General features: G+C 66.4%; 22 protein-coding genes. 8 read left to right on the plus strand and 14 right to left on the minus strand.

The genetic code is table 11. The features are described from left to right. Positions 1–15: 15 nt before the first annotated feature. Genes G6N68_RS25815 through ssd form a run of 4 tightly spaced genes read right to left on the minus strand, consistent with a single transcriptional unit; the run spans position 16 to position 3,582 of the window. Positions 16–597 carry a type II secretion system F family protein gene (locus G6N68_RS25815; protein WP_205351518.1) on the minus strand — a complete coding sequence of 194 codons (582 nt, stop codon included), beginning with the start codon at positions 595–597 and terminating at the stop codon, positions 16–18. Then, positions 594–1,379: a type II secretion system F family protein gene (locus tag G6N68_RS25820; protein ID WP_163719066.1), complete on the minus strand. Its 786-nt coding sequence runs from the start codon at positions 1,377–1,379 to the stop codon at positions 594–596. Before G6N68_RS25820 ends, G6N68_RS25815 begins: the two co-directional genes overlap by 4 nt. Beyond that, positions 1,376–2,542, minus strand: coding sequence for a TadA family conjugal transfer-associated ATPase (locus G6N68_RS25825; RefSeq protein ID WP_163719067.1), 1,167 nt, complete (start codon positions 2,540–2,542; stop codon positions 1,376–1,378). Before G6N68_RS25825 ends, G6N68_RS25820 begins: the two co-directional genes overlap by 4 nt. Continuing rightward, positions 2,539–3,582, minus strand: a complete 1,044-nt coding sequence (ssd, locus tag G6N68_RS25830) for a septum site-determining protein Ssd (protein WP_240356006.1) — start codon at positions 3,580–3,582, stop codon at positions 2,539–2,541. The genes G6N68_RS25825 and ssd overlap by 4 nt, the downstream gene beginning before the upstream one ends. A gap of 470 nt (positions 3,583–4,052) precedes the next feature. On the opposite strand from ssd, the gene G6N68_RS25835 reads away from it, so the two are divergent. Next, positions 4,053–4,910, plus strand: a complete 858-nt coding sequence (locus G6N68_RS25835) for an HAD-IB family hydrolase (RefSeq protein WP_163719068.1) — start codon at positions 4,053–4,055, stop codon at positions 4,908–4,910. 435 nt (positions 4,911–5,345) lie between these two features. On the opposite strand, the gene G6N68_RS25840 is transcribed toward G6N68_RS25835, so the two are convergent. The 5 genes from G6N68_RS25840 to G6N68_RS25860 are packed head-to-tail and all read right to left on the minus strand — an operon-like array spanning position 5,346 to position 11,252. After that, a complete protein-coding gene (locus G6N68_RS25840) occupies positions 5,346–6,113 on the minus strand; it encodes an oxidoreductase (protein ID WP_163719069.1) in 768 nt (255 codons plus the stop codon). Positions 6,114–6,124: 11 nt separating this feature from the next. Beyond that, the gene (locus G6N68_RS25845; protein ID WP_163719070.1) at positions 6,125–7,807 is read right to left on the minus strand and encodes a dipeptide ABC transporter ATP-binding protein; all 1,683 of its coding nucleotides are present in this window, start codon (positions 7,805–7,807) and stop codon (positions 6,125–6,127) included. Then, positions 7,804–8,679, minus strand: a complete 876-nt coding sequence (locus G6N68_RS25850) for an ABC transporter permease (RefSeq protein WP_163719071.1) — start codon at positions 8,677–8,679, stop codon at positions 7,804–7,806. The genes G6N68_RS25845 and G6N68_RS25850 overlap by 4 nt, the downstream gene beginning before the upstream one ends. Then, positions 8,672–9,598, minus strand: coding sequence for an ABC transporter permease (locus G6N68_RS25855; RefSeq protein WP_163719072.1), 927 nt, complete (start codon positions 9,596–9,598; stop codon positions 8,672–8,674). The genes G6N68_RS25850 and G6N68_RS25855 overlap by 8 nt, the downstream gene beginning before the upstream one ends. Position 9,599: 1 nt before the next feature. Then, positions 9,600–11,252, minus strand: a complete 1,653-nt coding sequence (locus G6N68_RS25860; RefSeq protein ID WP_163719073.1) for a peptide ABC transporter substrate-binding protein — start codon at positions 11,250–11,252, stop codon at positions 9,600–9,602. A 129-nt stretch (positions 11,253–11,381) separates the two neighbouring features. Between G6N68_RS25860 and G6N68_RS25865 the strand changes: the two genes are divergently transcribed. The 3 genes from G6N68_RS25865 to acs all read left to right on the plus strand — a co-directional run bounded on the left by G6N68_RS25865 (position 11,382) and on the right by acs (position 14,220). Next, on the plus strand, positions 11,382–11,651 hold the full coding sequence (locus tag G6N68_RS25865; RefSeq protein ID WP_163719074.1) for a hypothetical protein: 270 nt from the start codon (positions 11,382–11,384) through the stop codon (positions 11,649–11,651). Between the two features lie 84 nt (positions 11,652–11,735). After that, on the plus strand, positions 11,736–12,245 hold the full coding sequence (locus tag G6N68_RS25870; protein WP_263991844.1) for a DUF4232 domain-containing protein: 510 nt from the start codon (positions 11,736–11,738) through the stop codon (positions 12,243–12,245). 10 nt (positions 12,246–12,255) lie between these two features. Continuing rightward, positions 12,256–14,220 carry an acetate--CoA ligase gene (gene acs / locus G6N68_RS25875; protein WP_163719075.1) on the plus strand — a complete coding sequence of 655 codons (1,965 nt, stop codon included), beginning with the start codon at positions 12,256–12,258 and terminating at the stop codon, positions 14,218–14,220. A gap of 140 nt (positions 14,221–14,360) precedes the next feature. On the opposite strand, the gene G6N68_RS25880 is transcribed toward acs, so the two are convergent. Beyond that, complete coding sequence (locus G6N68_RS25880; protein WP_371871731.1) at positions 14,361–15,053, minus strand: S1 family peptidase; 693 nt, start codon at positions 15,051–15,053, stop codon at positions 14,361–14,363. 228 nt (positions 15,054–15,281) lie between these two features. Between G6N68_RS25880 and G6N68_RS25885 the strand changes: the two genes are divergently transcribed. Together G6N68_RS25885 and G6N68_RS25890 are read left to right on the plus strand one after the other, a co-directional pair. Then, positions 15,282–15,812: a phage holin family protein gene (locus G6N68_RS25885; RefSeq protein ID WP_163719076.1), complete on the plus strand. Its 531-nt coding sequence runs from the start codon at positions 15,282–15,284 to the stop codon at positions 15,810–15,812. Beyond that, positions 15,813–16,772 (plus strand): alpha/beta fold hydrolase, encoded by a 960-nt coding sequence (locus G6N68_RS25890; protein ID WP_163719077.1) that lies wholly within the window; start codon positions 15,813–15,815, stop codon positions 16,770–16,772. It abuts the gene before it with no gap. Here the strand turns inward: G6N68_RS25890 and marP are convergent. The 4 genes from marP to nth are packed head-to-tail and all read right to left on the minus strand — an operon-like array spanning position 16,765 to position 20,063. Next, on the minus strand, positions 16,765–17,958 hold the full coding sequence (gene marP / locus G6N68_RS25895; protein ID WP_163719920.1) for an acid resistance serine protease MarP: 1,194 nt from the start codon (positions 17,956–17,958) through the stop codon (positions 16,765–16,767). The two genes, G6N68_RS25890 and marP, sit on opposite strands and share 8 nt — an antisense overlap. A 5-nt stretch (positions 17,959–17,963) precedes the next feature. Then, complete coding sequence (locus G6N68_RS25900; RefSeq protein WP_163719078.1) at positions 17,964–18,728, minus strand: NUDIX hydrolase; 765 nt, start codon at positions 18,726–18,728, stop codon at positions 17,964–17,966. 19 nt (positions 18,729–18,747) lie between these two features. After that, positions 18,748–19,383: a TlpA family protein disulfide reductase gene (locus tag G6N68_RS25905; RefSeq protein WP_163719922.1), complete on the minus strand. Its 636-nt coding sequence runs from the start codon at positions 19,381–19,383 to the stop codon at positions 18,748–18,750. Then, positions 19,383–20,063 carry an endonuclease III gene (gene nth / locus G6N68_RS25910; RefSeq protein WP_163719924.1) on the minus strand — a complete coding sequence of 227 codons (681 nt, stop codon included), beginning with the start codon at positions 20,061–20,063 and terminating at the stop codon, positions 19,383–19,385. The genes G6N68_RS25905 and nth overlap by 1 nt, the downstream gene beginning before the upstream one ends. 173 nt (positions 20,064–20,236) lie before the next feature. On the opposite strand from nth, the gene G6N68_RS25915 reads away from it, so the two are divergent. Then, entirely contained in the window at positions 20,237–20,626 is a 390-nt protein-coding gene (locus G6N68_RS25915) for a hypothetical protein (RefSeq protein ID WP_163719079.1), read from the plus strand. A 104-nt stretch (positions 20,627–20,730) separates the two neighbouring features. Next, positions 20,731–21,405, plus strand: a complete 675-nt coding sequence (gene crp / locus G6N68_RS25920) for a cAMP-activated global transcriptional regulator CRP (RefSeq protein ID WP_069418008.1) — start codon at positions 20,731–20,733, stop codon at positions 21,403–21,405. The last annotated feature ends 246 nt before the right edge of the window (positions 21,406–21,651 follow it).

Below are 21,651 nucleotides of genomic sequence, written 5' to 3' on the forward strand. Positions count from 1 at the left end.
GGCCCCATGTGTGCCTCATAGCAATCCCGATTGCAAGACGTGGCCGGCGAGACCGACGACCACGGGAACGATGCCCAGGCAGACAAACGCCGGTAGGAAGCACAACCCGAGCGGACCCGCAATCAACACGCCAGCGCGCTCGGCGGCCGCGGTGGCGACATGGGCGGCGTCATGGCGGGACTGTGCCGCCAGTTCGGCGACGCCCTCCGCGAGGGCGGCACCCGAGGACGCCGAGCGCCGGGCCAGTCGCAGCAGTGCCTCGACGGACGCGTCCACGGGAATTCCCGGTGGTGTTGACCAGGCAACGGATGGGTCGGCGCCTAATGCCAGCAAATCGGCGGCCCGTCGAAGAACCTGAGCCAGCGAAGCCGGAGCGGATGCAGCGGTCGCGCGCGCAGCGGCCGAGACCGCCATGCCGGCGGTCAAGCACACCGCAAGCACGTCCAGGCTGGAGGCGACGCCCAACGGGTCCGAACCCACCGGCGACCGCGCGAGTGTCCGGCGTCCGGGCAGTGGCACGCCGGCGCGAACCCGTAGCGCCGTCGGACCAGCGTCCACCAACAGGGCCGCGGCGAGCAGCAACGCGGGAGCGATCACGTCGCCACCCGATCGGTGATCCGATCCGCCCACAGCAAACCGCTGCAAGCCAGCACCAGTCCCACCACAAGCACCCAGCCGCCCGCGCCCAGCAGGAAACCCATGGGGCGGGCACCCAGCAACTGCCCGAGCAGCACCCCAAGCACCGGCAGGCCGGCCAAGATGGCGGCGGTGGCACGAGCGCCCGCCAACCCCGAAACCACCCTGTCCGAAAACCGTTGCCGTTCGGCAATATCGCGTTGCGCGGCTCGCATCAGGGCCGCGATCGCCAGTCCGTGGTCGCTGGCCAACTGCCAACACACCGCGAGCCGCTCCCAGTATGCGGGCAAGGCCGACGAGGTGGCGACCGTGCGAAACCCGCTCACAACTTCGGCCCCCAAGAGCGCTCGTGCCGCGACCGACCGCAAACAATCGCCCACCGGGCCAGCGGACTCCTTCGCCGCCACGTCGAAGGCGTTCACCGGATGCGCTCCCACACGCAACTCACCGACCAACACGTCGAGCGCGGCTTCCAGTGCCTGGCCCTCCTGCCCCCGTCGGCGGGCGCGACTCCGGTGGCGGCACCGCACGCCCACGGTTGTCCCCAGCACGGCGGCGGCCAGGACGGTGGTGACAGGCAGCAAGATCGCAGCGACGACGAAGACACCCGCCACGAGGCCGTAGATCGCCCGCGCGGGAAAGACCCGTTGGTCGGGCGGCGCAGGCAAACGGCGGCGCGGCGAGGAGGGCGAGACGAGCAATGCCAGCGACAGCAGCACCGCGGCCGTCGGCAGGCCGGTCATGTCGGCGTCCTGGCGCGCATCAAGTCCAGCAGTTCGGCTGCCTGATCAGTCATCCCCCGCGTCACGTGCCACGCGGTGACCGCGACGACCCGACCGCTGTCGGTTTGGCGCAACACCGCTATCTCGCTTAACCTGCGACGCCCCGCCTGGTCGCGCGTGACGTGCAACAAGACCTGGATCGCGGCGGCGAGTTGGCTGTGCAGGGCCGCGCGGTCGAGGCCGCCAAGCGCGCCCAATGCCTCCAGCCGGGCCGGCACCTCGGCCGGGCTGTTGGCATGGAGCGTGCCGGCGCCACCCTCGTGGCCGGTGTTCAGCGCAGCCAACAGGTCCACCACCTCGGCTCCCCGGACCTCGCCCACCACAACGCGATCGGGCCGCATCCGCAGCGCCTGGCGGACGAGCTGACGCACGGTCACCTCCCCGATGCCTTCGACGTTCGGGTTCCGTGCGACAAGCCTGACCACATGGGGATGTTGTGGTGACAACTCGACGGCGTCTTCGACACACACGATCCGCTCGGTGTGCGATACCGCACCCAACATCGCGGCCAGCAAGGTTGTCTTGCCGGCTCCGGTGCCACCGCACACCAGGAACGCCAGGCGCGCGGCGATGATGCCGTCGATGAGTTCGGCGGCCTGCGGAGCGATCGCGTCCGCAGCGATCAGGGCAGCAAGATCCTGAGTCGCCGGGCGCAACACCCGCAGCGACAGGCAGGTCCCTTCGGCAGCGACGGGTGGCAACACGGCGTGCAGTCGCACCGCGAAATTTCCCGGTCCGACTCCGACCAACTGCCCGTCCACCCACGGTTGTGCGTCGTCTAGGCGACGTCCCGCCGCCAAGGCGAGCCGCTGCGCCAAGCGGCGCACCGCCCCCTCGTCGGCGAAGCGAATATCGCTGCGTCGCAATCCTTTCCCATTGTCAAACCACACCGCGTCGGGTGCGGTTACCAACACGTCGGTGGTGCCTTCGGCGCATAACAGGGGTTCGAGGATGCCGGCGCCAGTCAGTTCGGTCTGCAGCACCCGAAGGTTGGCCAGCACTTCGGTGTCGCCGAGCATGCCGCCGGATTCCGCCCGAATCGCCGCTGCCACGACGTTGGGCTTCAACGGCATGGATTCGGCCGCCAACCGCTCGCGGACGCGTTCGATCAATGAGCCGCTCATGCGGCCCTGCCGTTTTGGCGTGAATGGGACAACACCTCGAGGACCCGACGGGCCGCGCCGGCCAGCGCGGATCGTGGCCGCGGTCGCAGGCCACCGTGTTCGAGTTGTGCCGCGAGCCTCGGTTGGACACGCATCGATGCCAGCAGCGGAACGCCAGCGATATCGGCGACCTCCGCGGCACGCAAACCCCCAGGCGACGGGCCCCGCACCACTAATCCGAGATTCGGATTGATCGCGGCGAGCACCGGCGCAACCGCCGCGGTGGCCGCGCACGCTCGCACAGTGCACGGAGTAACCAGCACGACCAGGTCCGCGGAGTCCAGCGCGGTGAGAGTCGCGTCGGTCAATCGCCGAGCCAGATCGCATACCACGGTGACGCCCCCGCGTCGGCCCGCATCGAGCACAGCTTCGACCGGACCGGCCTCCAGTTCGCGGCCTTGGCGGGTGCCCGACAGCCAGCTGATGCTCTGCTGCCGGGGCAAGGCGTCGCGCACCGCTGACCACGTCAAACGTCCGCCCTGTAGCGACAGATCGGGCCAACGCACACCGGGCGCAGCTTCCCCGCCGATCAGCAAGTCCAGGCCACCGCCCCATGGATCCAGATCCACCAGCAGCGCCTCGGCGGCGGTTTGGGCCATCGCGACCGCAAGCGACGATGCCCCCGCGCCACCGCAACCCCCGATCACCGCCGCGACCGGGCCACGGAGCTGGTCACCACGTGTCGATTCGGCCGCTTCGGCCAGCTCGCGCACCAATTCGCGTTCTTGCTCGGGCATTTTCAGCACCTGCTGGGCACCAACGGAGATCGCGGCGGTCCACGTCGCCGTCGCGACGTCACCACTGGTCAAGACGGTGATGTGGCGCCGCCGCGGCAGCGCGGTCTGCGCGCATCGCGCTGCGGCCGCTTCGTCGAGCACTACTGCCGCGGCCGCTGACCACGCTTTGCGGCTCACCGCGGTGCGGCCACCAACGTGCACAACCCGGAGGCCGACGGCTGCCGCCACCCGGTCCAACTCGTCACGCAATTGCGCATCGGTCAGCTGAGCCAGCAGGCCAGCGGTATGAGAAGCGGTCGTCACGCATCTACCGTGCGCGGTCCGCGCTATGGGACGAAAGTGCCAAAGCCAGATCTGTGGAGAGAGACGCAACTGTGCACAATGCCCAAGACCGGGTCGATCTCCGCAACTAGTTGGCAGCGACGACCAGGCCCTAGAAACGGCCTGTGACTGAGGGTTTTTACCCCACAAAAGGGACGACCCCCGCCAGGGGGGGAGGAGGCGAGGGTCGTCGTGCATCAGCCCCGGGGGGTCGGGCTGATACACTCTCGGCTCGAGGCCGAGTAATGCTTACTATACACATGCCAGACGGGATTAACGCAAGTACTGGCGATAATTAAAAATACGGCCTGAGCCGTGTAAACGCTCTTGACAGAACCACAACGCCGTAGTTCGACACTTCGTTTTGGGGCTAAAGAGACGGCGGTGACCGTTAGTCGACCTATGCTGGATCGGTGACCGTCTCCGACTCGGACGCGCAGCAGCAACCCTCGCCGCAGACGCCCGAATCAGCCGTCCCGCACGCCCGCACTGCCGCCTTCTTCGACTTGGACAAAACCATCATCGCCAAGTCCAGCACGTTGGCGTTCAGCAAACCTTTCTTCGCCCAAGGTCTGCTCAACCGCCGCGCGGTGCTGAAGTCCAGCTATGCGCAGTTCCTATTTCTGCTGTCCGGCGCCGACCATGACCAGATGGATCGGATGCGCGCCCACCTGGCCAACATGTGCATCGGCTGGGACGTGGAACAGGTCAAATCGATCGTCAACGAGACACTGCACGACATCGTGACTCCACTCGTTTTCGCCGAGGCCGCCGACCTCATCGCCGGCCACAAGCTGTGCGGCCGCGACGTCGTCGTGGTGTCGGCATCCGGCGAGGAGATCGTCGCACCAATTGCCCGAGCGCTCGGGGCGACCCACGCGATGGCGACCCGAATGGTCGTCGAAGACGGCAAGTACACCGGCGAGATCGAGTTCTACTGCTACGGCGAAGGAAAGGTTCAGGCGATCCGCGAGCTGGCCGCCCGTGAGGGCTATCCGCTCGAACACTGCTACGCGTACTCCGACTCGATCACCGATCTGCCCATGCTCGAAGCCGTCGGCCACCCGTCGGTGGTCAACCCCGACCGGGCGTTGCGCAAGGAGGCTATCGAACGCGGGTGGTCGATCTTGTCCTTCTCGCGTCCGGTGTCGCTGCGGGATCGCATCCCGGCGCCGTCGGGTGCCGCGATCGCCACCACCGCCGCCGTCGGCGTCAGCGCCCTGGCCGCCGGCGCGGTGACGTACGCGCTGCTGCGCCGCTTCGCGTTCTAGCACTCGCGTCCCAACTTTCCCAAGTGCCTCGCCAGCAAACGGTTACCCGCGCAATATCAAGGTGTTTCATAAGTTTCACGTAGCTAGCCCTTGCTGTGCTAGTGGTCTAGTAGTACAAAGGAACCACGGCAGCTCGGTAAGGCCAAGGCCGATCCGGAAGAGAAGGATCGTTCTCCCGACCCGAGCACCCAGCACGGTTCTCGGCACCCACGCGGAGTCATAGCCGCGATAATGGCAGAAGTGTTGCGGGCCTGCGTAATTGCGAATATCGGAAGGCGTCGACGGCCCTTTGGGTGGGGTTGCAGCCGGAAGGTTCGTAAAAGCGCCGAGGCCAACCCACGCAGCCCATAGGTGCACGCTTGGTAACCGGGAACCGTGTTGGCGGGCGGCGATTCGAAATCCTTCGGTCGCCGCCCGCTTTACGTTTTGGCCCAACTATTTTCGCGAATCGCCAGCTACCGAATCGGCGATCGCCAGCGCTTCTTGCGCGCCCGCCTGCAGGGCCCGGCAACACAACACCAACCACGCCCCCACACCGCTGGACGTGCCCTCGGCGAACCCTCGCGCAGCATTGCGGTAGTCCACTGGTTGGCGCATCCACCGAACCTCGGGGACCCCGAGTCCGTGCGGATCCAACCCCGTAGCAATCGTCACCAACCGCGACACCGCGCGCGCCACCACGCCGTCAGCACTGCCAAACGGCTTCAGCGTCAACAGTTCTCCGTGCGCGACGGCGGCAACCACCGGAGCCGACGCCCGAGTGGGACGGGTGACCACATCGGCGAGCAGCTCCAGCCGCGGCCCGATCTCAGCATCGACCCGGGGGCGTCCCAACTGGTCGGGATCGACCTGATCGGCGGCCGCGAGCATGTGCAGCCGCGCCAGCGCTTGCAGCGGCGCGTTCTGCCACACGCCGATCAGCGTGCCCACCCCGCCTTCCAGCGCCTGCGCCACGCGCAGCGCGCCGGCGAACACAGGGTCACTGACGGCACCGGCGTCGGCCAGGTCCTCCAATCGCACCGGACCACCGTCGAGCACCGAGGAGGCCCGTGCCGCCCGGAGCGATGCCTCGGCCGCGGTCACCGGCCAGCCCCGCAGGTTGGCCCGGTGGCGGTGTGCCCGTCCCAACGCCTCGCGTGCCCGGTCGCTGGCTTCCGCGACACCGGGCAGGTCCATCAGAGCAGCGAGCGGATCAGCCGTCACAGGGTGCCAACCTAGCCGGACGCGGCGCGGGCGCCGGGAATGGCCTCGAGCAACTGCCGCGTGTACTCATGATTTGGTCGGGTGAAGACCTCCTCGGTGGGCGCATGTTCCACCACCCGACCGCCGCGCATCACCAGCACGTCGTCGGAGATCTGCCTGATCACGGCCAGATCGTGACTGATGAACAGGTACGTCAGCCCCAGGCTGGCCTGCAGGTCCGCCAACAGTTTCAGGATCTGTGCCTGCACCAGCACGTCGAGAGCCGAGACCGCCTCGTCGCACACCAGCACCTCGGGCCGCAACGCCAACGCCCGGGCGATCGCGACCCGTTGGCGCTGACCCCCCGACAGCTCGCGTGGCAGCCGACCCAGGACCGACGGCGGCAGCGCCACTTGGTCGGCCAGTTCGCGTACCGCCTGCTGCCGTTGCTTGCGGTCACCGACGCGGTGGATGCGCAGCGGTTCCTCGATGGCCCGGAAGACGGAGTACATGGGGTCGAGGCTGCTGTACGGGTTCTGGAACACCGGCTGCACGCGGCGACGGAACGCAAACGCTGCGGCTCGATCCAAGGTGTTGACGTTGTGCACGCCGTCAAGGAGCACCGATCCCGAGGTCGGCTGCAGCAGGCCCAGCACCATGCGCGCCAGGGTCGATTTCCCCGATCCCGATTCCCCGACGATGGCCAGCGTGCTTGCCCGTTTCAAGCGGAAGGACACGTCGTCGACGGCACGAAACTCCGTGCGCCGCCAGGGCGCGCCGCGCGACTCGCGGTAGATCTTGGTCAGGTTTTCCACCACGAGAACGTCCTGGTTACCGATTCCGCCGGCGTGTTCGGCGGCGTGTTCGACAGCCTGTGCCACGACCTGCGAGCGGATCTGGGCCGAACGGGTATCCCGCGCGGTCAGAGACGGGGCTGCGGCCACCAGCCGCTGGGTGTATTCGTGTTGCGGTTGGCGCAGAATCGCCTGCGCCGGGCCGGATTCCACCACCGTCCCGCGGCGAATGACGACCACCGATTCGGCCCGCTCGGCCGCCAATGCCAGGTCGTGGGTGATCAGCAGTAAGGCCGTACCCAGCTCGTCGGTGAGCCGCTGCAGGTGATCGAGGACCTGGCGCTGGACCGTGACATCCAGCGCCGACGTGGGCTCGTCGGCGATCAACAACCGTGGCCTCCCGGCCAGCCCGATGGCGATCAAGGCCCGCTGGCACATGCCGCCGGACAGTTGGTGCGGATATTGCCGGGCCTGTCGTGTGGGGTCGGGCATGCCTGCCTCGGCGAGCAGTTGCACCGCGCGTTGGTGTTGGTCTCGACCATCGGTGTTGGCCCGCAACGCTTCCCGGATCTGGAAGCCGACCTTCCACACCGGGTTGAGGTTGGTCATCGGGTCTTGTGGCACATAGCCGATCTCGCGGCCCCTGATCGAGCGCAGCAGTCGCTGGTCAACCTTGCGCCCGGCCACTGCTATCTCGCGTCCGTCGAACACGATGCGGCCGGCCGTTATTCGGCCACCCGGAGCCAGCAGCCCCAGGATCGCGGCAGCGGCGGTGGACTTCCCAGACCCGGATTCGCCTACCACGGCCACGGTCTCACCGCGTCCCACGCTGAAGTCGACGCCACGCACAGCGGGCTCGTCGGCGCCGAATCGGACTTCCAGTCCTTCCACCGACAACAACGTGGACTCGGGACCGCTCATGCTCGCCACGCCCGCGACGACGGGTCCAGAGCGTCGCGGAGCGCATCGCCCATCATCATGAACGCAAGCACCGTAATCGCCAGAGCCCCAGCGGGATAGAAGAGTATCGGCGACCCCGCCCGCAGCCGCATCTGCGCGACGTTGATGTCACCGCCCCAGGACACCACCGACGTCGGCAACCCCACCCCCAGGTAGGACAACGTCGCCTCGGTGACGATGAAGATGCCCAGGGCGATGGTGGCCACCGCGATCACCGGACCGATCGCATTCGGCAGTGCATGCCGGAGCAGGATCTGGAATTTGCTGAGTCCCAGTGCCTTAGCCGCGACAATGTAGTCACTGCCACGGACTTCCAGGACGGAGCTTCGAGCGATTCTGGCCACCTGCGGCCAGCCGAACAGGGCCAGGATGACGATCACGGTCCACACCGTGCGGTGACGCAGCACCTGCATGAGCACAATCGCGGCCAGTAACAACGGCAATCCGAAGAACACGTCGGTAACACGGGAAACGACGGCGTCGATCCAGCCACCGTAGAACCCGGCCAGCGCCCCCAGGGCGCCGCCGACGACGAACGCGATGAAGGTGGCCCCCAGTCCGACGGCGACCGAGGCTCGCGCACCGTACACGGTGCGCGCATAGATGTCGTGGCCTTGCAGATCGGTGCCGAACCAGTGCGCCCCCGACGGCGGCAGCATGCTCTGGCTGGGATCGGCATAGGTCGGATCGGCGCTGGTGAACAACGCCGGGAACGCCGCCACCACCACAACGAGCAGGATCAGCGCGGCGGCCACGATGAACTTCGGCCGCCGGCGCACCTTGCGCCAGATCTCGCGCCAAAAGCCGCCCCGAAAGCCGTGCTGGTCAGCCATAGCGGATCCTCGGGTCCAGGGCCGCGTACAGCAGATCGACCAGCAGATTGGTCACCAGATAGATCACCACCAGGACCGTCACGATCGACACCACCGTCGGCGCCTCTTGCCTGGTGACCGCCTGATACAGCACTCCCCCGACACCGTGGATGTTGAAGATGCCCTCGGTCACGATCGCGCCGCCCATCAGCGCGCCGACGTCGGCACCGAGGAACGTCACCACCGGAATGAGTGAGTTGCGCAGAATGTGCACGACGACCACCCGCGGCCGGGATAATCCCTTGGCCGTGGCGGTGCGGACGTAATCGGCATGCGCGTTGGCGGCCACCGCGGACCGGGTCAGGCGCACCACATAGGCAAAGGACACCGCCCCCAAGACGATTCCGGGCAACAACAGACGATCGAACGACGCCCGCGAACCGACCGTCACAGGTGCGATTCCCAGTCGCACGCCGAACACGTACTGCGCCAGGAAACCAAGCACGAAGATCGGTATCGCGATGGTGATGAGCCCGGCGATCAACACTGTGGCGTCAAAAATCCCGCCCTGGCGGAGGCCGGCCATCACGCCGAAACCGATGCCCAACAAGGCCTCTACCACCAGCGCGATGAGGGCCAGCCAGAGCGTGACGGGAAAGGCATGCGCCAGAACGGCACTGACCGGCAAACCGGAGTACGCCCGGCCCAGGTCCCCATGCAGGAGGCCGCCCAGGTAGCGGAAATACTGCACCAGGAACGGATCGTCGAGATGGTATTGGGCACGCAATTGCGCTGCCACGGCCGGGGTCAACGGCCGGTCCCCCGCGATCGCGGCCACCGGGTCCCCGGGCAGCAGGAAGACCATGCCGTAGATCAGCAGTGTGGCGCCGAAGAACACCGGCACCATCACCGCGACACGACGCGCTATGTACCAGCCCATCTCACGCCTTCACGATGTTCTCGTAGTCGGGCAGACCATTCCAGGTGACGTTGACGTTGCTCACTTCGGACGACCACCCGACGACGGCGTTGTAATACCACAGCGGCACAACGGGCATGTCGTGGAACAGTATTCGCTGGGCGGCGTTCGCCAGGGTCGCGGCCCCGCTCAGGGTGGGAGCGGCTTCGGCGGCCGCCAGCGCCGCATCGAACTCCCGGCTGGAGTATCCGACGTCGTTGGATCCGGCGCCGGTGGCATACAACGGAGCAAGGAACTCGATCATCGACGGGTAGTCACCTATCCAGCCCGCCCGGAAAGCGGTGGTGATTGTGCGGTTGGTGATCTGGGTGCGGTAACCGGCGAAGGTAGGGTGCGGCGCTCCGGTCACGTCGATGCCCAGTACGTTCTTGATGCTGTTGGCCACCGCGTCGACCCACTCCTGATGGCCGCTGTCGGCGTTGTAGGCGATGGCGTATCGGCCCGTCCACGGCGAGATCCCATTGGCCTGCGCCCAAAGTTGGCGGGCCCGTTCGGGGTTGAAGTCCAGCGCGTCGCTACCCGGGATGTTCGGGTCGAACCCCGGTAATGAGGGGGCGGTGAAATCACGTGCGGGGCTGCGGGTCCCGTTGAAGATCTGCTGGCATATCTGCGCACGGTTGATGGCCGCCGCCAGTGCCAGCCGGCGCAATCTGCCTTCTTCGCCGCCGAAATGGGGTAGGCGCAGCGGAGTGTCCAAGGATTGGGTCACCGCAACGGGTTTGCTGGTGAAGTTGTCTCCCAGATCGCGCTGATAGACAGTCAGCGCGCTGGACGGAATCGTGTCCAGCACATCGAGATTGCCGGACAGCAGGTCGGAGTAGGCGGTCTCGAGATTGGCGTAGAACTCGAATCGCAGGCCCTTGTTGCGGGGCTTTCGGTTGCCGTGATAGTCGGGGTTGGGCACCAGGTCGATCTTGACGTTGTGTTCCCACGCGGGCCCGTCCGGACTGCTGGCAAGCTTGTAGGGACCGTTGCCAATTGGGTTGTGACCAAAAGCCGCCATGTCCCGGAATGCCGCATCGGGCATCGGGTAGAAGGCGCTGTGCCCTAATCGCAAGGCGAAGTCGATGGTCGGCGCCTTGAGCCGCACGGTGAACTCGAGATCGTTGACCACGCGCAGGCCGGACATCGTGGTAGTCGGTTTGCCATCAGTAGTCGGTTTGCCGTCCCCGGGGGCGCCGGCCACTTCGTCGAAACCCTCGATAGGGCGGAAGAAGTCCTGCTGCAGTTGGGCGTTGGTGCTCAGCGCCCCATAATTCCAGGCGTTGACAAAGGAGTGGGCCGTGACAGGTGAGCCGTCGGTGAACTTCCAACCCGGCTTCAACAAGATCCGGTAGTTGACGTTGTCGGTGGTCTCGATTGACTGGGCGACCTCCGGTAACGGGTTGCCATCGGCGTCATAGGACATCAGGCCGGCGAACAACCGGTCGAGGATGCGGCCACCCAGGCTGTCGTTGGTGCCGGTCGGTACCAGCGGGTTGGGTGGCTCCCCGCCGTTGACCAACACCACGTCGGGGCTCAGCACGCCGCCACCACAGGCGGCCACCGGTGCGACCGCCAGCACTGCAACCACGACAGTGCTCAAGGCGGCCCGTACAGCCCGCATCCGCCGCATGACAGCGACCCTAGGCCCCGGCCCAGGTGGTGCGTCGGCGGACACGCATCGGAACGGGGCCTGCCAGGGGCCATCGCTCGTCGCAGCCTTGCTCGGCGAGTTCGAGGGCGACCCCCTAGAATCCCCTCAATGACCGCCACCTATCTCGCCGCGCCTAGCGGTGTTTTCCAAGCGGCATTTCTGGTGGCGGCGCTCGGCGTTCCCACAGTTGGCTGGATCCTGCTGGTTGTGGGCCTGAAGCAGCGCGCGCACAGCCGTCCGCAACCAGAAATCCGCCGCAAGGAAGACCCGACGCCGCTAGAAGACCGACCATCGGGCAACAAGTTCATCGGCGTCGGCGCCGCGCTGATCGCGGTCGGGGTGTTGGTGATTGCTGCACGTCTGATCACTGCCGCCTAGACAATCTAGGCAATTTGCCGCGGGTAGCGGATAATCACCGTTGTGTCCCGACCCCTAATGAGGCAGGTCACCGCTGTTGCAGCCGTGGCAGGCTGCGCCGCGTCCGGTGCAACCGCCTGGGTCGCACGCGCAGACGACGTCAACTTTGCCCCGCCCTGCCCGGCCGAAAAGCTCGCGATGAGCGCAGACCCAGCCGAGGCCGCCGCCGGACATCGCGGCGTCACGCTGACCTTCACCCTGATCGCGGACGCCGACGCATGCACCCTCACCGGCTACCCGCAGGTGCACACGGGCGCCGGCGGTCCGCTGGTTCAGGCCGAGCCCACCCTGCGCGGATACATGGGCGGCCTGCCGGCCGGGACCGAGACCCCGCCTGCGGTCACGTTGATGCCGTCGCAACAGGCGCGCGCTGTCGTCGAGGGCATGGCGACCGACGGCACGGGCAAGCCGTGCCCCACCTATACCGAGCTGCTGGTAGCTCCGCCCAACAGCACGACGACGGTCACCCTCCCGGTTTCCATCGAGGCCTGCCAGCTGCAGGTCCATCCCGTCAGCGAGACGGCTGCGGGTACCGGTCGGTTGCCGTCGCGCTAGCCTCTCAGGAGTGACCGACACCACGGCTGCCGATGCCACTGAACTCCCCGCGTCCTACCCACCGCCCGAGGAGTTCGCCAACCAAGCCAATGCCCGCGAAGAGCTGTACCGCGAGGCCGAAGAGGACCGGCTGGCGTTTTGGGCGAAGCAGGCCGAACGGCTGAGCTGGGCGACACCCTTCACCGAGGTTCTGGATTGGTCTGACGCGCCGTTCGCGAAGTGGTTCGTCGGGGGCAAGCTCAACGTCGCGTACAACTGCGTGGACCGCCACGTCGAGGCCGGCAACGGCGATCGGGTTGCCATCTATTGGGAAGGCGAACCGGAGGGCCACCGCCACGCGCTGACCTACGCAGATCTGCAGCGAGAAGTGTGCAAGGCGGCCAACGCATTGACCGACCTCGGGCTCGTCGCCGGCGACCGCGTCGCCATCTACCTGCCGTTCCTGCCCGAAACCGTGATCGCGATGCTGGCCTGCGCGCGGCTGGGACTCATGCACAGCGTGGTGTTCTGCGGCTTCACCGCACATGCCTTGCAGACGCGGATCGCCGACGCCGGGGCCAAGTTGTTGATCACCAGCGACGGCCAATATCGGCGCGGCAAGCCCGCCCCGCTCAAGGAAGCCGCCGACGAGGCCGTGGCCGTCGAGGACAGCCCCATCGAGCACGTTTTGGTGGTGCGCCGCACCGGACTTGACGTGCCGTGGACGGACGGCCGCGACTTGTGGTGGCACGACGTCGTCGGATCGGCCTCACCCGAGCACACCCCCGAGGCGTTCGACTCGGAGCAGCCGCTGTTCCTGCTGTACACATCTGGCACCACCGGCAAGCCCAAGGGCATCGTGCACACAAGTGGCGGGTATCTGACCCAGTGCGCGTACACCCACCACGCCCTCTTCGACGTCAAGCCGGAAAGTGACGTTTTCTGGTGCACCGCCGACATCGGTTGGGTCACCGGTCACACCTACGGCGTCTACGGGCCACTGTCCAACGGTGTCACCGAAGTCATCTACGAGGGCACACCCAACACTCCGGACGAGCACCGGCACTTTCAGATCATCGAAAGATACGGCGTCACAATCTATTACACCGCGCCGACATTGATCCGCACGTTCATGAAGTGGGGCCGCGAGATCCCCGACGCCCACGACCTGTCCAGCATTCGGCTGCTGGGCTCGGTCGGCGAAATCATCAACCCGGAGGCGTGGCGCTGGTACCGCGAAGTCATCGGCGCGGGCCGGGTTCCGGTCATCGACACCTGGTGGCAGACGGAGACGGGCGCGGCGATGATTTCCCCGCTGCCCGGAGTGAGTGCGGCCAAACCAGGCTCGGCGATGGCTGCAGTGCCTGGGATCAGCGCCAAGATTGTCGACGACCACGGCGACCCACTGCCCCCGGACAAAGAGGGCGAGGAACACGTCACCGGCTACCTCGTCCTGGACGAGCCGTGGCCCGCGATGCTGCGCGGCATCTGGGGCGACCCGGAGCGCTACCGCAAGACGTATTGGTCCCGGTACGCCGAGCAGGGTTACTACTTCGCCGGCGACGGCGCCCGCTACGACCCCGACGGCGCGATCTGGGTGCTGGGCCGCATTGACGACGTGATGAACGTGTCCGGACACAGAATCTCCACCGCCGAGGTGGAGTCGGCTCTGGTCGGGCACTCCGGGGTGGCCGAGGCAGCCGTGGTCGGGGTCACCGACGAGACCACCGGACAGAACATCTGCGCGTTCGTCGTGGTGCGCAGCGACTACGAACCCGACGACAAAACCGTCGACGAGTTGCGCACCCACGTGGCGAAGGAGATCTCACCGATCGCCAAGCCGCGTGAGGTGCACATCGTGCCCGAGTTGCCGAAGACTCGTAGCGGCAAGATCATGCGCAGGCTGTTGCGCGATATCGCCGAGAACCGCGAGCTGGGTGACACGTCGACGCTGTTGGACCCCAACGTTTTCGACGCGATTCGGGAAAGCAAGTAGCTTCGCCAGCCCAACCACCCGTCGACCGCCGCCGCCGAGATGGCCGAAGCTTAACCGTCGAACGTCACGCCAGCGTGGCGGCCGCCGCCGAGCGTCACGCCAGCGTGGCAGCCGACGCCCGGGTAGCGCGCAGACCAGCCCTAGATCGGGACGAACTCCGAACCCGGCCGATTCTTGGCGTTGATGTCGGCCAGATCCGCGTTGATCGACATCACCACCGCCGGGGTGTGCAGCGGGATGTACTTCGTGACGCAGCTGGGCAGGTTTTCACTGAACGCGCCGTGGATCATCCCGACCAACAGGTTGTCGACGGTGACGGGGGCACCGGAGTCGCCCGGTCCACCGCAGACCTGCATCACGATGGTGCCCGGGTCCTGGCCCGGTCCCCAGGTGACACCGCATGAGTTGCCAGTGGAGCGCCCCTGCTTGCAGGCCACCTGCCCAAACGACGGTTCCGGGCCGATGCCGTTGATCGCGAAGCCGTTGAAGTTGTTGACCGGCGTCACCTTCGCCGGATCGAACTTGATCACCGCGTAGTCCAGGATGTCGTTGCCGGCGACCATGGTCCCGATGACGACGTCGCTCTGCGGTCCCTCGGCGGCGACCGGAGCCCCCGGCCCGCCGCAGTGCGCCGACGAGAAGCCGACGAGATCGCCGAACTTGTCGTGCCCGATCGCGGTCAGAGTGCACATGGTGGTTCCGTTGACGACAATGCCCGCACCGCCCCCTAGCGGAATCTTGTCGTCGGCGGCCGCGGTACTCGCGGGCACGACCACAAATGCGGTAAGCATGGCCACGATCGCCACGACCAAGCCGCGGTGCGCGATCTGCACAGCATTACTCCCGTCAATTAGTCGGAATCGGCGAAGAGGAAAGAAAGCGCCAGTCTAAATGATGCCCTCGCGACGGCTGTCAGCTGCCAAATAGCCCCTAGCGTCAATTTTGGGGCCGATTTGGCCCATTCCCCGGCTCTCGACTGGCCTCGAACGGCGTCGTCGCGCATGGCAACATAAACCGCGACGCCTGCGAACCGCCGCGCAGTGAAATCGAGAGGACCGTCTGTGAGCAAAGCCGATCGCACCAACAGTGTGCCCAGCACACTGACCACGATCCCGTTGGCCGACCCACACGCCAGGTCCGCCGACCCGTCGATCGGTGACCTGATAAAGGACGCGACAACTCAGATGTCGACCCTGGTACGAGCCGAGGTCGAACTCGCCCGCGCAGAAATCACGCGCGACGTCAAGAAGGGCCTGACCGGCAGCATCTTCTTCGTCTCGGCGCTGGTGGTGCTGTTCTACTCCACGTTCTTTTTCTTCTTTTTCCTCGCCGAATTGCTGGACAGCTGGCTCTGGCGCTGGGTGGCATTCCTGATCGTGTTCTTGATCATGGTCGTGGTGACCGCCGTGCTGGCACTGTTCGGCTACCTGAAGGTGCGCCGCATCCGCGGCCCGCAGCAGACCATTGAATCGGTCAAAGAGGCGCGCGAGGCCTTCACCCCGGGCGGTCATGACAAGCCCAAGGCAATCGCGTCGGACACCTCCGACAGCTCGCGCACGACCAACAAGTCCACCGACCCGTCGGGTTGGTAAATGCCGCCACCAGATCCGTCGATCACTCGCATCGACGGGCCATGGCGGCACTTGGACGTGCACGCCAACGGTATTCGGTTCCACGTCGTCGAAGCGCTTGCCGACCCGACCCCGACGCCGACCCCGGCCACGGCACGGCCGTTGGTCATCCTGTTGCACGGTTTCGGCTCGTTCTGGTGGTCGTGGCGCCATCAGCTGCGCGGTTTGTCGGGGGCCCGAGTGGTTGCGGTCGATCTGCGCGGCTACGGCGGCAGCGACAAGCCGCCTCGCGGTTACGACGGCTGGACGCTGGCCGGTGACACCGCCGGATTGATCCGCGCGCTCGGGCACTCTTCGGCCACACTCGTCGGCCACGCCGACGGCGGGTTGGCGTGCTGGACTACGGCGTTACTGCATTCTCGGCTGGTGCGTGCGATCGCGCTGGTCAGCTCACCGCACCCGGCGGCACTCCGCCGTTCCACGCTCACTCGCCGGGATCAGAGCCGCGCGCTGCTGCCCACCTTGTTGCGCTACCAAATGCCGCTGTGGCCGGAACGGTTGTTGACCAGGCGCGACGGGGAGGAGATCGAGCGGCTCATTCGTAGCCGCAGCTCGGCCAAGTGGGTCGCCTCCGAAGACTTCTCGCAATCGATCGGCTATCTGCGGCGGGCGATCCAAATACCCGGCGCCGCCCACTGTGCGCTGGAGTATCAGCGCTGGGCGGTGCGCAGCCAACTGCGCGGTGAAGGCCGGCGATTCATGCGATCGATGATTCACCAGCTCGGCGTGCCCTTGCTGCACCTGCGCGGCGACGCCGACCCCTACGTGCTGGCCGGCACGGTCGAGCACACCCAGCGATACGCGCCGCACGGACGCTATGTATCGATCGCCAACGCTGGACATTTCGGCCACGAAGAGTCGCCGCAAGAGGTCAACCGCCACCTGATGCGGTTCTTCAAGCAGATCCACCCGCTCAGCTGACGCAGGTGCCGGTATCGACCTTCTGGGTGGCGTCCATCTTCGCGCGCTGTGCGGCCACCTCACTGGCCGTGAGTACGAACCCGGTGTCTGCGTCGTCCACGGCGGCGCCGAAGACCACGCCTAGGACCTCACCGTTGAGATTGATCAGCGGTCCGCCCGAATCGCCTTGCTCCACGGTGGCTCGGATGGTGTAAACGTCGCGGGTGACGGGCTGCGGGTTCCGGTAGATGTCGGGCCCGCTGAGCTTGATGGCCTCGCGAATTCTGGCCGGCGTCGCCGTGAAGTTGCCGCCGCCCGGGTAGCCCAGTACCACGACGCTGGCGCCCGACTTCGCCTCGGTCTCGGCGAAGATCAGCGGCGGCGCTTCCAGTTCCGGGACAGCGAGGATCGCGATGTCGACCCTCGGGTCGTAAGAAACCACCGTGGCATCAAGACGCTTGCCGCTGACGTAGACCTGCACGGTGTCGGATCCGGCGACGACGTGCGCGTTGGTCATGATCCGATTGGGCGCGATGACGAAGCCGCTGCCTTCCAGCACCTTCTGGCAGCTGGGCGCGAGGCTGCGCACCTTGACGACACTGGGCGCGACAGCGGCCACCACCGGGCTGTCGCGCAATGCCGGATCGGGTGAGGCGACGGGAATCACCGGGGTGCGGCTGAAGGGCTCCAACACCGCGGGCAGCCCGGAGGTGTCCAGCAGTGCCGAGAGTCGCTTGGGCACGGTCTTCAACCAGGGTGGCGCGACCTCGTTGACCTGGGCGAGCACCCTCGACCCCCGGACCGCGGCGGCCAACTCGGGCTGGTCCTTCGACTGGGTGAGCGGTGTCGCCAGCAGCCAGGCGGCGGTCAACACCACCATCAGCTGCACGGCGACTCCGATCACCGAGTCGATCGTGCGTACCGGCCGGTTGCGGATCGCCCCGCGAACCGCCCGTCCCAGCACCACGCCGGCCACTTCGCCGACCACCACCAGCGCCAGGATCAGGAATAAGGCGGCGAACAGTTTTGCGCGCGGTGCGGCGATGTGGCTGACGATGTGCGGGGCCAGCAGGACCCCCGCGACCGCGCCCAGCAGTACCCCGGCGAACGACAGCAGCGAACCCAAGGCACCGGACCGCCAGCCTGAGATCGCCGCGATGAAGGCGACCGCCAGCACGGCGATGTCCAGCCACTGCGACGGTGTCATCGAGTTCATCGCACCCCGCCCTGGCCGCCCACCAGCGCCATCGCCTCGTCCAACTCACGGATGTTCTCGGTGTCCCAGGGTTGCGCCCAACCCGCGACGTCGAGCACCGCAGAGATCACCTGGCCAGTGAAGCCCCAGACCAACATTTGGTTCAGCAGAAACGCCGGTCCGGCCCAACGCCGGCCGAGGGCGCTGCGGTAGACCGTCAAGCGGTTGGCCGGATTGATGAACGCTCGGACCGGGACACGCGCCACGATCGCCGTCTCGGCCTCGTTCATGACGGTCACCGGTCCCGGATCCGGCGAATAGGCCAGTACCGGTACGACGTGGAATCTGGACGGCGCGATGAAGGTGCGTTCCATCGTGGCCAGAGGGTAAAGGCGAGAGACATCGATGCCTGTTTCCTCGTGCGCTTCCCGCAGCGCGGTGGCGACGGGCCCGTCGTCCTCGGGATCGGAGGCGCCGCCGGGGAAGGCGGCCTGGCCGGCGTGGTGACGCAGCGTCGATGCCCGCACCGTCAACAACAGATCGGCATCGTCGGGGACACCGCCGTCGGCGGGGGCGTCCGGCGGACCCGAGAACAACACCAAAACGGCGGCTTCCCGGTCGTCGCGCCGCAACTTGGCGGTGGCGCGAGCGGCGGTCACCATGGCCAGCACGTCAGCGGGCAGCCGTCGCCGGAACGCTTCGGGCATCTGATCGACGTTGTCAACGAGCGGGCGCAGCCACGCCGGGCCGACGTCAGGCTTCAGGGAAACCGCTAAACCCACCGGCTCCCTCCCTCGGTGCTCACGTGCTTCCGACCGCGGCCGCGATCTCGTCGGCACTGCCGAAAGCACGCGGAAGGGTCTGGGCCACGCTACCGTCCGGACGCAAAACCACCGTCGCTGGCATCACGTTTGGTACGCGCAAGGCGCTGGCCACCAGGCGTCGGCCATCCTGGAAGGTGGGCAGCCTAACGCCGAGATCGGCCAGGCGCAGCAACGCGGCCGTCTCGTTCTCATCTTGATGCACCGTCACCACCAACACTTCGGACCCGACTCGTCGTTGATATTCGGCCATTGCGGGCAATTCCGCAGCGCATGGCGCACACCAATATGCCCACAAGTTGATGATCACGCGTCGTCCTGCGAATGCACGGGAGACGTCGACGGGGGCGCCGTCGCCCGCACACTGAACAACCACTTCGTGCAAAGCCGCCACGGCGGGCCCATCACCCGCGGCCGGGCAAGGCGGCAGATCCGCGCGCTGCCGGGGACCGGCCAACGCCTCCGGCGTGTCGGCGTCGCGGTGTTCGCGCCGTCCGGGCGACTGGGTGACGCCGGGTGCTGAATCGTTGAGTTGAGTGGCCAACGCGGCTATCAGGGCCGCCACCACCACCAGGATCGCGATGGTCCAGCGGGTCGTCCCGGAAAGTCGCGATATCACAACCCGGCCATGGCCAGCAGATGCTCGGTTTCCGGACCCTGCACCAGTGGCGCCGCCAGCAACGGGTCGGTGGGCCCGAGCCCGTAGGAAGGACAGTCTTTAGCAAGCACGCACACACCGCATGCGGGTTTGCGGGCGTGACACACGCGTCGCCCGTGAAAGATCACGCGATGGCTCAGCAGCGTCCATTCTCTTCGCTCAATGAGTTCGCCGACGGCGTGTTCGACCTTGACCGGGTCCTCTTCGGCCGTCCAGCGCCAGCGCCGCACCAGCCTGCCGAAGTGTGTATCGACCGTGATGCCGGGAATGTTGAAGGCATTTCCCAGGATGACGTTGGCGGTCTTGCGACCCACGCCGGGCAGCGTTACCAGCTCCTCCATGGTGGCAGGCACCTCGCCGTCAAATCGCTCGACCAGGGCTTGGCCCAATCCGATGAGCGCGTTGGCCTTGTTGCGGTAGAAGCCCGTCGGGCGGATCAAAGCCTCCAACTCGGCGCGGTCGGCCTGCGCGTAGTCCAGCGCCGTTGTGTATTTCTTGAACAACGCGGGAGTCGTCAGATTCACTCGCTTGTCGGTGCTTTGCGCCGAAAGGATGGTCGCCACCGCAAGCTCGAGCGGATTAGTGAAGTCGAGCTCGCAGTAGACGTGTGGGAAGGCCTTCGCCAGGGTGCGATTCATCCGACGCGCGCGTCGTACCAACCCCGTCCGGGTCTCGTTGGCGAATCGCTTGGCTTGGTTGGTGGCGGGGCCGGGGGCGGGCTTGACCGGTTCTGCTTTCGAGCGCCCAGACGACTTTGCCGCTGTCACCTACGACAGAGTACTGATTTCGTAATCTGTCTGAGACCTTGGCCATGTTTACTCGATCTGTGTTGTGGTTGCTGGTGGCCTGCATTCCAGGCCTACTGATGCTGGCGACGCTCGGGCTCGGGCGGCTGGAGAAGGCGCTGGCCCACGACACCGTCAGCGCTACAGACGTCGCCGAATTCCTACAGGTTGCCGATGCCGTGGACGTGCACACGTTGGCCCGGGAGGGCATGCCTGAGGCGCTGGACTATCTGCACCGTCGCCAGGCTTTGGAACTCACCGAAGGCCAATCCACGTCGATGGGCAAGCATCACGCCGGTTCGCTGTCCGCGCACGATCTCATGCGTGCCGCCGAGGCCGGCCTGCCGACGAGGGTTCACAGAGCCTCCCGAGCCAATCCGCAACTTACGGCGACTCGACACGTCAATCGCGTATAGCGTTGGCAGGTCGATCCGATTGGCCTACGTTTAGAGTCGTGTCGGCCGTCACAGGTTGACCTGCCCGTATTCGTTGGAACCCGAAGAGGCAAGAAGAGGCACACGTGGACGACATCCTGGCAAGGGCGGGGATCTTCCAAGGGGTAGAGCCCGGCGCAGTAGCCGCTTTGACCAAGCAACTGCAGCCGGTCGACTTCCCCCGCGGACATACCGTTTTCGCCGAGGGTGAGCCGGGCGACCGGCTCTACATCATCGTTTCGGGAAAGGTGAAGATTGGGCGCCGGTCACCGGATGGCCGAGAGAACCTGCTGACCATCATGGGTCCGTCCGACATGTTCGGCGAGCTGTCGATCTTCGACCCAGGTCCCCGGACGTCCAGCGCCACCACGATCACCGAGGTGCGAGCGGTGTCGATGGACCGCGACGCGCTGCGGGCATGGATCGCCGATCGCCCGGAGATCGCCGAGCAACTGCTGCGGGTGCTGGCCCGCCGGTTGCGGCGCACCAACAACAACCTGGCCGACTTGATCTTCACCGACGTGCCCGGTCGGGTGGCCAAGCAGCTACTGCAGCTCGCCCAGCGTTTCGGCACCCAGGAGGGTGGCGCGATGCGGGTGACGCACGACCTGACTCAAGAGGAGATCGCGCAGTTGGTGGGCGCTTCCCGCGAGACGGTGAACAAAGCGCTCGCCGATTTTGCCCACCGCGGCTGGATCCGCCTGGAGGGCAAGAGTGTGCTGATCTCGGACTCCGAGCGGCTGGCCCGCCGAGCGAGGTAAGCGCGCGCGTAGCGCGGGACGCCGCGATGACGCGGCGTCTCCAGGCAAGTCACCCGGTCGGTGGTCGGCTACGTCGGTGCGGCTAGAGAAGCCAGCAGGACCGATGGGTAGACATCGTTAGCTCGTTCTCTGGTTGATTCCTGGTCGTTGTTTGACCAAAACGATTTCGCCAAACTTCCCGGCGTGTTGTTGGTAACGCCCGGCCTACTGTTGCTGCAGAACGGGTACGGAGAGGTCAAGAAGTTA

The sequence above is a fragment of the Mycobacterium bourgelatii genome (assembly GCF_010723575.1).
Taxonomy (GTDB): domain Bacteria; phylum Actinomycetota; class Actinomycetes; order Mycobacteriales; family Mycobacteriaceae; genus Mycobacterium; species Mycobacterium bourgelatii.

Excerpts from the sequence above, each read along its gene's own strand:
- G6N68_RS25865 (WP_163719074.1), top strand. The coding sequence starts at position 11,382 with ATGACCGCCACCTATCTCGCCGCGCCTAGCGGTGTTTTCCAAGCGGCA.
- marP (WP_163719920.1), bottom strand. The coding sequence starts at position 17,958 with ATGACACCGTCGCAGTGGCTGGACATCGCCGTGCTGGCGGTCGCCTTC.
- G6N68_RS25825 (WP_163719067.1), bottom strand. The coding sequence starts at position 2,542 with ATGAGCGGCTCATTGATCGAACGCGTCCGCGAGCGGTTGGCGGCCGAA.
- G6N68_RS25855 (WP_163719072.1), bottom strand. The coding sequence starts at position 9,598 with ATGGGCTGGTACATAGCGCGTCGTGTCGCGGTGATGGTGCCGGTGTTC.
- G6N68_RS25915 (WP_163719079.1), top strand. The coding sequence starts at position 20,237 with ATGTTTACTCGATCTGTGTTGTGGTTGCTGGTGGCCTGCATTCCAGGC.
- G6N68_RS25860 (WP_163719073.1), bottom strand. The coding sequence starts at position 11,252 with ATGCGGCGGATGCGGGCTGTACGGGCCGCCTTGAGCACTGTCGTGGTT.
- G6N68_RS25890 (WP_163719077.1), top strand. The coding sequence starts at position 15,813 with ATGCCGCCACCAGATCCGTCGATCACTCGCATCGACGGGCCATGGCGG.
- nth (WP_163719924.1), bottom strand. The coding sequence starts at position 20,063 with ATGAATCGCACCCTGGCGAAGGCCTTCCCACACGTCTACTGCGAGCTC.
- G6N68_RS25820 (WP_163719066.1), bottom strand. The coding sequence starts at position 1,379 with ATGACCGGCCTGCCGACGGCCGCGGTGCTGCTGTCGCTGGCATTGCTC.
- G6N68_RS25850 (WP_163719071.1), bottom strand. The coding sequence starts at position 8,679 with ATGGCTGACCAGCACGGCTTTCGGGGCGGCTTTTGGCGCGAGATCTGG.
- G6N68_RS25845 (WP_163719070.1), bottom strand. The coding sequence starts at position 7,807 with ATGAGCGGTCCCGAGTCCACGTTGTTGTCGGTGGAAGGACTGGAAGTC.